General features: G+C 29.6%; 11 protein-coding genes. 6 read left to right on the top strand and 5 right to left on the bottom strand.

The window, feature by feature from the left end; all coding sequences use genetic code 11:
* Positions 1-67 precede the first annotated feature (67 nt).
* Positions 68-874, top strand: a complete 807-nt coding sequence (locus B2X73_RS13655) for a GIY-YIG nuclease family protein (protein WP_291096702.1) — start codon at positions 68-70, stop codon at positions 872-874.
* Here B2X73_RS13655 and B2X73_RS13650 read toward each other — a convergent pair.
* The 3 genes from B2X73_RS13650 to B2X73_RS13640 all read right to left on the bottom strand — a co-directional run bounded on the left by B2X73_RS13650 (position 863) and on the right by B2X73_RS13640 (position 2,605).
* Positions 863-1,447, bottom strand: a complete 585-nt coding sequence (locus B2X73_RS13650; RefSeq protein ID WP_291096700.1) for an SOS response-associated peptidase — start codon at positions 1,445-1,447, stop codon at positions 863-865. The two genes, B2X73_RS13655 and B2X73_RS13650, sit on opposite strands and share 12 nt — an antisense overlap.
* Before the next feature lie 250 nt (positions 1,448-1,697).
* Positions 1,698-2,333, bottom strand: a complete 636-nt coding sequence (locus B2X73_RS13645) for a hypothetical protein (RefSeq protein WP_291096699.1) — start codon at positions 2,331-2,333, stop codon at positions 1,698-1,700.
* Between the two features lie 2 nt (positions 2,334-2,335).
* Positions 2,336-2,605 carry a hypothetical protein gene (locus tag B2X73_RS13640; protein ID WP_291096698.1) on the bottom strand — a complete coding sequence of 90 codons (270 nt, stop codon included), beginning with the start codon at positions 2,603-2,605 and terminating at the stop codon, positions 2,336-2,338.
* 151 nt (positions 2,606-2,756) lie between these two features.
* Between B2X73_RS13640 and B2X73_RS13635 the strand changes: the two genes are divergently transcribed.
* Entirely contained in the window at positions 2,757-2,891 is a 135-nt protein-coding gene (locus tag B2X73_RS13635) for a hypothetical protein (RefSeq protein WP_291096696.1), read from the top strand.
* Positions 2,892-3,137: 246 nt separating this feature from the next.
* Here the strand turns inward: B2X73_RS13635 and B2X73_RS13630 are convergent, their stop codons facing one another.
* A complete protein-coding gene (locus B2X73_RS13630; protein WP_291096694.1) occupies positions 3,138-3,533 on the bottom strand; it encodes a hypothetical protein in 396 nt (131 codons plus the stop codon).
* Positions 3,534-3,878: 345 nt separating this feature from the next.
* On the opposite strand from B2X73_RS13630, the gene B2X73_RS13625 reads away from it, so the two are divergent.
* Together B2X73_RS13625 and B2X73_RS13620 are read left to right on the top strand one after the other, a co-directional pair.
* Positions 3,879-5,132: an AAA family ATPase gene (locus tag B2X73_RS13625; RefSeq protein ID WP_291096692.1), complete on the top strand. Its 1,254-nt coding sequence runs from the start codon at positions 3,879-3,881 to the stop codon at positions 5,130-5,132.
* On the top strand, positions 5,119-6,186 hold the full coding sequence (locus B2X73_RS13620; protein WP_291096690.1) for an RloB family protein: 1,068 nt from the start codon (positions 5,119-5,121) through the stop codon (positions 6,184-6,186). Before B2X73_RS13625 ends, B2X73_RS13620 begins: the two co-directional genes overlap by 14 nt.
* Positions 6,187-6,616: 430 nt before the next feature.
* Here the strand turns inward: B2X73_RS13620 and B2X73_RS13615 are convergent, their stop codons facing one another.
* Positions 6,617-6,859: a helix-turn-helix domain-containing protein gene (locus tag B2X73_RS13615; protein WP_135836432.1), complete on the bottom strand. Its 243-nt coding sequence runs from the start codon at positions 6,857-6,859 to the stop codon at positions 6,617-6,619.
* A gap of 1,583 nt (positions 6,860-8,442) precedes the next feature.
* On the opposite strand from B2X73_RS13615, the gene B2X73_RS13610 reads away from it, so the two are divergent.
* The gene (locus B2X73_RS13610) at positions 8,443-11,436 is read left to right on the top strand and encodes a SusC/RagA family TonB-linked outer membrane protein (protein ID WP_291096688.1); all 2,994 of its coding nucleotides are present in this window, start codon (positions 8,443-8,445) and stop codon (positions 11,434-11,436) included.
* 4 nt (positions 11,437-11,440) lie between these two features.
* Positions 11,441-12,820: a RagB/SusD family nutrient uptake outer membrane protein gene (locus tag B2X73_RS13605; protein WP_291067845.1), complete on the top strand. Its 1,380-nt coding sequence runs from the start codon at positions 11,441-11,443 to the stop codon at positions 12,818-12,820.
* Positions 12,821-12,975: the final 155 nt, after the last annotated feature.

Here is a 12,975-nt window from a genome sequence, read left to right as displayed (position 1 = left end):
CGCTACAAGGTGTCGTCGAAAAGTGTTAAAAAATTAAAGTTAAAAATTGATTCAGTAAATTTGTGCCATGGTACTGAATGATAGATTGAAAATGTTGGTTGACCAAGTTCCAAAAAATATTTGTGGCGTGTATTATTTATACAACGACAAGCAAGATATTATCTACATTGGAAAAAGTATTGATATCAGAAAAAGATTGATTCAGCATTTCAAATCACTTGATAAAAAGGAAATTAAACTTCAGCATTTTACGCATTCTATACAATTTGAAAATACAGGAAATGAATTGATTGCTTTGTTGAGAGAATCTGAATTAATCAAACAAAATCTGCCAATATTTAATCGAGCTCAACGCAAGATTAAGTTCTTTTACGCATTATATAAAGAAATAAATTCGGATGGTTATCACGCATTAATAATAAAGAAAATTGATAACTCTGGGAACGAAATCATCTCATTTACATCGTTAAATGAAGCAAAAGATTATTTATTTTACATTACAGATAAATATAAGCTTTGTCAAAAAATAAATGGTTTATATAAAACCAAATCAAGTTGTTTTCAATATAGTTTAGAAGAATGTAACGGAGCTTGTATAAATAGGGAAGATGTGAAACTTTACAACAAAAGAGTTCGTCAATTTTTGAAAACAGTGCATTTACCTAAAAAGGACTTTTTATTTGAATTGGTGGGAAGAACTGAAAATGAAAAAGGTATTGTATTAATTGAAAAAGGAGTTTACAAAGGATTTGGCTATTGCGATCATTTACTTGATAATCTAGACGAAATGAAATTATTTATCGAACAAAAACAAGACAACAAAGATGTTAGAAAAATCTTATTTCGACATATAAAATCCGAATTATCCAAATAAACTCACTTGACCATCTTCACGCTGGTAGCTGAAATCAGTAAACGGAACAATTGGTTTACAATCTAACCAATTCATTAAGTTTTCATCATCATTTAAAACTACAGGCATACGATGTTTTGTATTGTGGATATAATCCATAATGCCGACAGCTTCAGTCGTAACAATCGTAAACGTATCATCAGAATATAATCCTGCTAAACACATCAAATTATTGTTGATTCCGATATCATATTTGATTTTGTCTTTGCCTTCGTGTCGCCACTCATAAAAGCCATCAACCAATATCACACAACGATTGGTGTAAGCATCTCGAAAAGATGGTTTTTCATCTATAGTTTCAATACGTGCGTTTAAGGTGTTATTCGAATTAAAATCATTTCCAGCCCAATGCGGAATTAAACCCCACTCGAACAAATGAATATAATCTTGTTGATTGGTGATAACAGGTAATTTCGGATGATCAAAACCTTTGAAATGAGGATTTGGCGCAAATCTAACTTCAGGTTTGAATTTCAACCTTGATTTCTTTTCAATCTGTTCTTTTGTTTTGGTCACTTTTACATGAAAACACATAGCATCTACTTTGGAATAAAGATAATGATTAGGAAGAAAAGAACAATCAAAAAATAGAAGCTATTAAAATGATTGTAGAAGAATTAAAACGAATGTTTTTTATAAAGAGTTTAATATACTACGGTTTCACGCAAAAACAAAAAACCTCCTTGAAATCACTTCTAAAGAGGTTACTATTTATAATATTTTTTGTTCAGTGATATCACATGCATCCTAACAAACGAAAGCTTAGTTATTAGGTGCAGTAACATTATCCTTTTATTTGTTGTCTAAAATTTATTCCAATCTCCATAATAAGATTATCATATTTTTTTTTCCAATCTATATTATTAGTAATTGTTTCCAGTGTTTCATCTTGTGTAATTCCCATTTCTTCAATTTCATTACTTGATTTATTTTTTAAATCCCTTAGTAAAAATGTAGCAATTTTGAATTTTTCAAATTGTTCAATTAATTCAGATAATTTATTATAATGGGCTTTTTCGATTAATAACATATTATCATCAATAGCATTTTTTGTTAATTGAATCTGTTCTATAAAAGATGGTATTTTTTCAGAAGTTGTTTTTTCCCATAAGGAATCTGCTTGTTGTTTAGTATATAGTAAAACTTTCCATAAATCATTATATAAGACAAATTGTTTTTCTGAATATCTTAGAAATAAACTTTTGGACTTGTCTAATTCACTCTTAGAACTTTCTAACTCTTTTTGATATTTATTTTTGATCTTCTCTAATTCTGAAGAATGTTTATTATTATAATTATCAAGTAGTCTTTTAGATATAAAATCTCCAAACCACTTAGATAGTGCAATTACGATAACTGTTGTGCCTCCAATTGAAGTTACTAATGCTGCTATTAATTTTAAATAATCTGTATAATCCATTATTAATACCTTAAATTGTTATACATCATCCAATCAACTAATTCATCTGGATCTATTCTATTCATTCCAGCGTATCTATTTTTCGTGAGTAAACCAACATTTCGCCCTCTCAAATATATTATGGGTGGAGTTGATGTATACATATTAAACGGACTTAAAGAAGAATATTTACTACCATAAGTACTATATTGATTAAATATGGAAGTTGAAGAATACTTACTTCCATATGAACCATATTTATTCATAATTGATTCTGAATCATATTGACTCATTGATAATTTCCCTAAAAATTGTCCATCATTCGCAACTATGAATGATTCATTTCTTTCTATTCTTTCCTTTATATTCTTTAGCATTGTAATGGTCAAATATTATTGCACCTACTGGACTTGGCTTGGCGAAGTACGGGTTTGAATTGAGCAAATGTTAAATTCAGACCCAAGCGAAGCCAAAGCTGTTCCATTATTTGTAAACTTACAAAAAATACGAATATGGACAGCTTTTGACGAATTAAATAGAGTAGAAGTTCAATTCTACCTTCAACCACCATTTAACTAAACCTATTTGTTACACAGCTCAAAAATAACCCTCCCTAAAATTGCTTCGATAGAGGTCTTTAATTTATACTATTTTGTGTTTTTGTGCTTAAAATTGGAGTTGTGCAACAATTACCTATGTTTAATTAAACCTCCAGTTCCATTCAACAGACTTTACTTCACTACTTTTTATTTGTTATTTATGTTCAGTGATTTCAATACATCTCATGCCCTCCGGGCAAGACGAAAGCTTATTTATTATAGGCAGTTATTCTTCATTGTCCGCGTGGAAATCTTCATAATTTGACTCTTCATTGATAACAATTTTATTGAAGTCTTCATTGAATTTTGAATGTAACACTATATTTAGCCTTTTAAATAAAATTTCTAAAATATAATTTTTGTCTTCATCTGTTATATTTACATTCATTTTAGTTATGAATGGTTGATTTTCACTTCTATCTTTGTCAATACAAATTAAGCTAACATACATATTTTTAACTCCATAAATAGAAATTCCAATTATTTGAAATCTATTTTCATCAATTTCAAAATATTTTCCAATGGCTTCAATATCTTCTGTTCTATATTTTGTTGCTATTTCATCAGATACATCAGCTGCAACAGTACCTATTAAGTCATTATAACTTACACTTGCTTTCATAGTTAAGATTTTTAAAAGTTTAGGATTGAATAATTGCCTATAACATAATTTTCACGAACTAGTATAGCGTTTGTTTCGTAAAAATACACCTATATCTACATTTCGTTATATTAATCTCAAATATACAAACAAAACTATATTGTATACCTTGTTGTGTAAAATAAAAAAACCTCTCTAAAATAGCTTTTAAAAGAGGTTGTTACTTATACTTTTTTGTATTTTTTTTACCTAAAATTGGAGTTGTGCAACAGTTACCAATGTTATGTGATGTTTTTGCAAAAATGTACGATTTAAAGACTTATTTGAGATTAATTTGTTTATTTTTGTAAAATAAATACGTAAATTATGATATTAAATATTACAATTCGAAACTTTAGATCTTATAAAGATGAAATAGTTTTTTCAATGGAACCAAATTCATCAAAATCTAAATCCTCAAATATATTTCATAATGGCGAGTATAAAATTTTAAAATCAGCATTAATATATGGACCAAATGCTTCAGGAAAATCTAATATTGTTAGAGCATTTTTTGAAATTCTAAAATTAATAAAATATAAACCAAAAGTAGGTAGAGAAATTTCATTAAATGATCCATTTCTTTTCGATGATAAGAATTTGAACAGTCCAATTTATTTTAATTTAGAATTTGTTTTAAATAAAATAAAATATCAGTATGAAATAATACTTAAGGATAACATCATCTTAAAAGAGGAACTTAATTGGTATCCTAAAAAATATCCTCAAAATTTATTTAAAAGAAATGAGTATAATGAAAATGAGACTATACAATATGGAGTAATTGGCGAATTTTTAGGAGGAAAAAAAATATCAGTTTTTCCAAATCAACTTCTTATGTCAAAATTTGGAGACGATGAACCACTTGAGATCTTAACTGATGTATTTTTATATTTTGATAATTTATACGTATATAATGCTACGAGTAAATTACATTATGATTTATTGAAAAATAATGTGAGTAGTGAACTTTCTAAGGATCCTAACTTAAAATCTAAATTGGAAAAGTTGATAAATGCAATTGATACAAAAATTGTAGGTATTGAAATTAACGAAAAAGACATTGACTTAGATGAAGAAATTTCAAGATATACTAAAGAAAATTTTGATGTATATGGGTTACATAATTTTTACTCAAATGAAAAAATAGTGGATAAAAGACCACTAAATTTAAAAGAAGAATCAGTTGGAACACAAAATCTATATGCTCTAGGAACTAAAATTTTTAAAACTATTATTGAAGGAGGGGTTTTAATTGTTGATGAATTAGATACGAGTTTACATCCTTATGTAACTAAAATGATATTAATGATTTTTTTAGATGAGGAAATAAACTCTAAAGGTGCTCAAATTATTTTTACTACTCACGATGTTACTTTATTAGATAAAGATATTGTAAGAAAAGATCAAATTTGGATTTCAGAAAAAAATATAGATGGATCTACAGATTTGTTTAGCTTACAAGATTTTGAAGGGCTAAGGGAAGATACTGCATTTGATAAATGGTATTTATCAGGAAAGTTTGGAGGAATTCCTCAAATTAAATCTTTAAAAGAAGTTTTCAATAATGAAATTTCGTAAAACAATATTAATAGTTTGTGAAGGTAATAGGAGTGAACCAAATTACTTCGCTTATTTGAGGGATCAAGTTATAGACAATTCAAAAGGAGAGGTTTTTGTGAAAATTTTACCTTTACCTAAAAGCGATCATATTCATACTAATTATGAGCAAAGGAAAGGAGGTAGAAAACGTACAATTAAAAGAGGCATTGCTGAAGTAGAAGATTATAACATCGAAGATGAATTCAAGTCACAACCTGTTTGTTATGTTAGAAAATGTCAGATAGGTTCATTGGAGGATGGATATGATGAATTATGGGCTGTTTATGATAAAGATGGACATACAAAACATCAACAAGCATATTTATTAGCAAAAGATGAGTCGAAAGGATTTGTAAATATTGGTTTTTCATCGATATCATTTGAGATGTGGATTCTATTGCATTTTGAATTATCAATAAAAGATTTTTCTAAATCATTATGTAGAATATCTAAATATGAAACTTTAGATTGCGGTTCACATACAATAGAGAATGATTGCAGTGGAAATATATGTGTTTGTGGTAGAATAGTTGAAAATAAATATCTTAACTATAATAATAGTAAGCATTTTGATGCTAAAGAATTTGATTCTAATTATTTAACAGCTATAAAAAATGCAATTGAGTTAAGACTTAAGAATGTTAAAAATTTAAATTGTTTCTATGATTTAAATCCTTTTACTTCGTTAGATAGATTAGTTTTTAAATTAAAAAATATTGACTCAATTGATTACATATGGAAATATGATGATTTTATTGACGATAACTTGAATTTTATTTTTAGAAAAGATAATAGCAAAATTTATATTACAATTTCAAATCATAAAAAATCTACATTTATATTATCAGAAAATTACATTAAAATTTTAGATGTGGAAAATAAAACTTTATCTGGAAATAGTAGACAAACTATATATCCAAAAGATACTATTAATATAGAATTTGATATTGAAGAATATTATGCAGTAGCCGTTTTTAAAAATGATATTGAAACTTTTATTATAGATAAGTCTTGTTTAAAAAATATCACATAACGGTTACCGGATTTGCGACAGTAAAAAATATAGCAACGAAGTTGCGTGTATTTTTTATTTAGCAAATTCGATGATGTACGCGATTCGTAGCATAGCGGAGAATTGCGTCACATCATTGTTTTTGACGAAGTAAAGTACAATAAAAACATACCTATTCTTCGTAAATCAAATATACTAACAAAAATACACAGTATCCATTGTTGTGTAAATAAAGAAAGAGTTCTATATAGAACTCTTTCTTTTAATCTTGTATTTATGTAAAATAAAAAACTCAGGTGAACTTTTAACCTAAAAACCAGCACCTGAGTAATAAATTAACGTCATGCCTATGACTTATATTCATTTCAAATTTAGGATATTCATATTAAACAAGGAGTTTTTAAATACTTAATACTTGTATATTTTTTTAACACCCTAAATTTTTATTTCTTTAGATTTCTTCTGTTTTGAAATCAAATAAATCTTTAGGAGATTTGTTTAATCCTTTAGCTAATTCTACAATTGTTGTAATTTGAATGTTTCTTTCTCCTTTTTCAATTTTACTAATCTCACTAAAATCGACATCACATCTTTGAGCTAGTTGTCTATAGCTTAAACCTTTTTCAGTTCTGATTTTTTCAAGATTTTTTCCAAAATATATTAAATAACTTCTTTTGTTATCCTCAATTGTCATGATAATAGTTTAAGAGCAATTTCAATATTATTTGAAATAAAATTGTAGGTAAAGTTTTCTACATTAGATTTTTTTTACTATCTTTGGTTAAAGAATTACAAGAATATGTAATTTTGCAATACTTATATAGAAAATATTAAGCTATTGCTTATAGTCTCGCCGTTGAAAACTGGTAATTTTTGGAACGAGATGGTAAGTAGATAAGCTCACGTCTTATGCCGTGAGCTCACTTATCTGTTCCTCGGTATACCAGTACCTCAGCGGCAGATAATGATGAGTTTCACGGTTTTTTGTTTTTGGTTATTTCTTTAATACAAACAGCGCTGAACTTCATACAATAAATACACTTGGTTTTATTCCTCTACAAATCAAGTGAAATACACTCTCTATAAATATGTATTTCTTATAAAAGAAATGCACAGACGGTTATTCGATTCTACTAGAATTGAAAAGTGATAGAAAGGATTTTACATTCATTTTTTCCTTGATGAAAAAACGAATCAAAAAAATCAAGTCCGTGCTTACAAGTCGGTCAATAATGGCTATTCGCTAAATGCTTTAAATCATTCGCATGTAAAATGCGAACAGTAAATCATTTTTAACGCTCTTTACGCCGAATTGACACTCGACTTTTCAGCAATGCCCGTTTCTAAATTCGTTGTTAATAAAGGATTTGAGTATTGAAAAAGGATGAAAAACCGGCATTAAAACTCTCACGTTAAGAAAATGGTTGAATGTAACGTTAAAAAGATTTTAGCCCGTAGGGTTTGTGAAATCTTTAGAGAAATGAGAATATTTTTAGTAGAGAGGTTTACGGCCTTGACTTTTTGGTTACTTTTTAGTCAAGTAAAAAGTGACATTAATGAAAAGGAATACCTGAGTCACATCGTGACTCCTCCTCTTAATCTCAAATGTTTCTTTGGATGAGCAAAAAATGAAAGCAAGAGATTCTGCACTTCGATGCTTCGACAGGCTCAGCAACCGAAACTCAGTGCCCGTGTAAAAAAAGGATTTGAGTATTAATAAGAATAAAAACGCATAGCGTTAAGCGTAATACGTATCACGTAAAAAAACAAAAACCCCTTTCCCCAAAACAAAGTTGGCGCGATGTACAGGAAAAGGAGTGGCTTTTAAAACTAATGTTGAATTAAAAAACTTATGTAAAATCATGAAAGAGTAAACAGATTCACACTCTATCCCCCGAAGACACCTTAAGAAGAAAGTAAATGATCTTCATAAAATGATTAGTGTTAATTTTTTTCATTTATTAATGTAATTTTTAAAACTTGACTATATCGGGGGATTTTTTTAGGAGATATATAAGATAAACAGGCACGTGCGCGCGAAAATAGATTCTGCACTTCGAGTGCCTCAGTGTCCGTGTTAAAAATGAACTTGAGTATTAATAAGAATAAAAACGTAGAACTTAATACGTTTCACGTAAAACTAAAAAAAAATAACGCATAACGCATAACGTAAAACGTAAAAACAAAAACCCCTTTCCCCAAAACAAAGTTGGCGCGATGTACAGGAAAAGGAGTGGATTTTAAAACTAATGTTGAATTAAAAAACTATGTAAAATTATGAAAAAATTTTACTTTAAACTCAGTAGGCAGTCATTTGCTGTATTATTGGGATTGTTTTGTGCAACACCATTGTTAGCACAAACAGGTAAAACCGTGACTGGAACGGTAAAAGAACTTCAAGTCCCACTAGTGGGTGTAATGGTAAAAGAGGAGGGAACGGATAATTCCACTTTTACCGATGCAAATGGAAACTATTCGTTGACCTTACAACAGGATAATGCTAAATTAATTTTTGAGCAATTGAATTTCCCTATTCGTGAAGAAGAGGTATTGAATAGAAGCGTGATTAATGTACGTTTCACAAAAGAAGAGGAGGGGATTCAGCTAAAAGATGTGGTGGTGAATGCAGGATACTACTCCGTAAAAGACAAAGAACGTACAGGTTCTATAGCACGTGTTACGGCAAAGGAAATCGAAAATCAGCCTGTGAATAATGTACTTTCTGCCATACAAGGACGGATGGCTGGTGTGAGTATTATACAAAACTCTGGAAATGCAGGTGGTGGGTTTGATATCCAAATTAGAGGTCGAAATAGCCTAAGACGAGAAGGAAACGAACCACTTTATATTGTAGATGGTGTTCCTTTTGGAAGTGGAAATACAACAAGTGTAGGGCTGTCGTCTGGTATTCTACCTTATGGGGAATCTAATCCTCTTAATTTTCTGAATCCAAAAGAAATAGAAAGTATAGAAATCTTAAAAGATGCCGATGCTACTGCTATTTATGGCTCGCGTGGAGCCAATGGAGTAGTACTGATAACAACTAAAAAAGGAAAAAGTGGAAAACTAAATATTGCGTATAATTCAGATTACACAGTTGGTAAAGTAATGAATCGATTAAGATTAATGAATACGTCTGATTATTTAGCAATGAGAAGAACAGCATTTGAAAACGATGGAATTAAAACTTATCCAGCCAATGCCTATGATATAAATGGAAGTTGGGATGTTAATTCGTCATCCAATTGGTTTAACGAATTAGTAAGGCACATTTCTTCTAAAAACAATAACCAATTAAGTATAAACGCAGCCTCAGATCAATTTCAATTTTTAATGAGTATGGGACATTTTGAAGCAACAACTGTTTATCCAGAACCATTTCGATTAAAAAAGACTACTGCTTTAATAAGTTTAAATTACACTTCTCCTAATCAACGATTTTCTATTGGATATAAAGGTAATTTAAGTCGATCTGTCAATAAATTACCTTCTACCGATTTGTTTTCAAGTGTTATAAGCTTAGCCCCGAATGCTCCAAATTTATACAATGAACAAGGTGAACTGAATTGGCAAAACAATACGTTTGTAAATCCATTAGCCTCACTCAGAGGTTATTATACTAGTAATGGTGATATGATGAATCATGCTATTTTGAATTCAATTCAATTAATTGAAGGATTAAGTTTAGTTAATAATATAGGGATTTATTATAGTCAATCAATAGAAAATCGGGTAAGTCCATCTACGATATACAACCCAAATTATAATTATGGGAGTGAACGATCTAACGTATTACGATACGATCAGAAAGTTATGTCGTATAACATAGAACCACGATTAGAGTACAATAAAAGTATAAATCAACACCACTTTTCAAACCTTGTTGGATTAACATTTCAACACAGACAAACAAATGGATTAGGAATTTCGGCTTCTAATTTTCTGAGTAACTCATTGCTAAACGATTTATCTTCTGCAAGTGTAAAAACAATTAGTGCACAACCTATCATAGATTATACCTATCAATCTGTTTACGGTAGATTTGGATATAACTACCAATCCAAATACTTTATAAACTTAACTGGTCGTCGTGATGGATCAAGTCGTTTTGGACAAAATTTTAAATATGGGAATTTTGGTGCAATTGGAGCAGCTTGGATTTTTTCAAAAGAAAACTTTCTCAACGAATCATCTTGGTTAAGCTTCGGAAAAATAAGAGGTAGTTATGGGATTACAGGTAATGATTTGATTGGTGATTATCAATACTTGGATACCTATATTACAAAGGCAAGAACGTACGATCAGGTTACAGGTTTAGAACCAAATAGTTTGTATAATCCTAATTTTAGTTGGGAAAAAAATAAGAAATTAGAATTCGCTCTTGACTTATCTTTTTTTAGGGATAGAATAGGATTTTCGCTTGCATGGTATAGAAATGTGTCTGGAAATCAATTGGTCGGAATCCCTTTACCAGGAACAACAGGTTTTTCATCCATTCAATCTAATTTACCTGCAAAAGTAGAGAACAAAGGAATTGAAATTGAACTTTCAGCAAAACCATTGCAAAACGCTATTCAATGGAAAACAGCCTTGAATCTATCATTTCCACAAAATAAATTAGTGTCATTTCCCGATTTAGAAGGTTCTACTTATGCCAATACTTATGTTATTGGTGAACCCATTACAATTAAAAAATTATACGAATGGACAGGTATAGACCCAATAACTGGATTACATACATTCAAAGATTTTAATCAAGACGGAAAAATAAATACTGAAGATAAGCAGGTTATTAAAAATGTGGGTGTAAAATGGTTTGGAGGATGGTCAAATCAAGTGCAGTATAAAAACGTTGGACTTGATGTACTGTTTCAATTCGTGAAACAAAATAGTATCAATTATATCGCTCAGAGTTTCATTCCAGGAAGTTTAACCAATCAACCGATAGAGTTTCTAGATGCTTATTCACCGAATAATCCATCAGCCAACTATCAACGATACAGTACTGGAAGCCAAACACTCGCTTCGCAAGCCTATAATAATTTTAAACAAAGTGATCAATCGGTAAGTGATGGTTCTTATATCCGTTTAAAGAATATTTCCATTTCCTATCAATTTAAAATTGCAAACACTTCTTCTCTAAAATTGTTTCTCAACGGGCAAAATTTATGGACGCTAACCAATTATTTTGGTGCTGATCCCGAATTTGTTTTATCAGGGTATTTGCCACCTCTGAAAGAATATACACTTGGATTACAATTAAACTTTTAACATTATGAAATCAATTTTTATACACTTAAAACAAGGATTAATCGCTTTAATTCTTTTGACAAGTTGCGACAACTTCTTAGATCTTGATACACCAAATACACAACTTGTAAGCACAGAAGTATTTGAAGATAAAAAAACGACAGATGCTGCATTGTTAAATATCTATGCAAGCTTAAGAGATAACGGATTATTAACTGGTAATAATTCTGGTATGACGTATTTATTGGGGTTATACACAGATGAACTCGACTTATATTCCATCAATTTACTTGGTCAAAAAGAGTTTTATGAACACACGCTATCCACTCGAAATGAATTGGTGTTGACTAGCTGGAACACAAGTTATAATCAAATATATCGATTAAATGCATTGATAGAGGGGGTAGAAAAAAGTACATTATTAGAAAATCAATACAAACAAACAGTATTAGCAGAAGCCTATACAATGCGTGGAATGTTGCACATGTATTTGACTCAATTGTTTGGCGAAATCCCATACATCACAACGACAGATTATTTGCAAAATAAACTTGTTCATAAAACACCAGAAAAGGAAATTTATGAAAGAATAGAGCAAGATTATTTAGTAGCAGAAGAATTGTTTTTGAAAGGAACGAAAAACACATCTAAAACACGGTTAAATCTTACATCGTTAAAAACTTTAAAAGCTAAATACTATGCACAAACCAAACAATGGGAAAAAGCCAAACAGCATGCAAATGATGTTATTCAAACGGCTGGTGTTACATTAGAACAAGATCTTAGCAAAGAATTTTTGAAAGAAAGTAAATCTATTCTATGGTGTTTTTCGCCTCATTTAGCAACTGGAAATTCCTTGGAAGCAGATGTTTTTATGTTAAATGCTCTACCACCAGCTTTTGTAAGTTTAAAACCCACTTTCGTCAACTCTTTCGAGAATGGAGATCAAAGAAAAGAAATTTGGATAAAGAAATTAAATAACAATCAGGGTACTTGGTATCAACCATACAAATACAAAGCGCCCAATGCTTCGTCAACAGTTAATGTAGAGAATAGTGTGGTACTTCGATTAGCTGAATTGTATTTGATACGTGCAGAAGCTAATTTTCAGCTTTCCAATTTTAGAGAAGCTGAAAATGATTTAAACCTTATTCGTAAAAGAGCCAATTTACCTATGCTTTCTAATTTATCTCAACATGACTTAGAGCAAGCGATTTTAGATGAATATAAACATGAACTATTTACAGAATATGGACATCGTTTTTTTGATTTGAAACGATGGAATCGATTAAATGAATTACAAAATAGTATACCAACTTGGAAACCATTTATGGAAAAATTGCCTTTACCAGAAAAGGAGATTTTATTGAATAATAATTTAAAACCCCAAAATGATGGCTATTAGATTTATATTAAGCTTTTATATCTGTTTAATTTCAATTTATATTTCTGGTCAACAACAGAAATTAGATTCATTGGAAACTTATTTTAATCAATTTTATACCGTTGAATTTGTAGATGCAAACAATGAAAATATATTATTTAACCGGTAGTGCATTT

Source organism: Empedobacter sp. UBA7252 (assembly GCF_002472765.1).
Lineage (GTDB): Bacteria > Bacteroidota > Bacteroidia > Flavobacteriales > Weeksellaceae > Empedobacter > Empedobacter falsenii_B.
This window is presented reverse-complemented; position numbering and strand designations above follow the sequence as displayed.

What these genes read in the sequence shown, in the direction of transcription:
- B2X73_RS13655 (WP_291096702.1), top strand. Translation starts at nt 68, where the DNA reads ATGGTACTGAATGATAGATTGAAAATGTTGGTTGACCAAGTTCCAAAA.
- B2X73_RS13650 (WP_291096700.1), bottom strand. Translation starts at nt 1,447, where the DNA reads ATGTGTTTTCATGTAAAAGTGACCAAAACAAAAGAACAGATTGAAAAG.
- B2X73_RS13645 (WP_291096699.1), bottom strand. Translation starts at nt 2,333, where the DNA reads ATGGATTATACAGATTATTTAAAATTAATAGCAGCATTAGTAACTTCA.
- B2X73_RS13640 (WP_291096698.1), bottom strand. Translation starts at nt 2,605, where the DNA reads ATGAGTCAATATGATTCAGAATCAATTATGAATAAATATGGTTCATAT.
- B2X73_RS13635 (WP_291096696.1), top strand. Translation starts at nt 2,757, where the DNA reads ATGTTAAATTCAGACCCAAGCGAAGCCAAAGCTGTTCCATTATTTGTA.
- B2X73_RS13630 (WP_291096694.1), bottom strand. Translation starts at nt 3,533, where the DNA reads ATGAAAGCAAGTGTAAGTTATAATGACTTAATAGGTACTGTTGCAGCT.
- B2X73_RS13625 (WP_291096692.1), top strand. Translation starts at nt 3,879, where the DNA reads ATGATATTAAATATTACAATTCGAAACTTTAGATCTTATAAAGATGAA.
- B2X73_RS13620 (WP_291096690.1), top strand. Translation starts at nt 5,119, where the DNA reads ATGAAATTTCGTAAAACAATATTAATAGTTTGTGAAGGTAATAGGAGT.
- B2X73_RS13615 (WP_135836432.1), bottom strand. Translation starts at nt 6,859, where the DNA reads ATGACAATTGAGGATAACAAAAGAAGTTATTTAATATATTTTGGAAAA.
- B2X73_RS13610 (WP_291096688.1), top strand. Translation starts at nt 8,443, where the DNA reads ATGAAAAAATTTTACTTTAAACTCAGTAGGCAGTCATTTGCTGTATTA.
- B2X73_RS13605 (WP_291067845.1), top strand. Translation starts at nt 11,441, where the DNA reads ATGAAATCAATTTTTATACACTTAAAACAAGGATTAATCGCTTTAATT.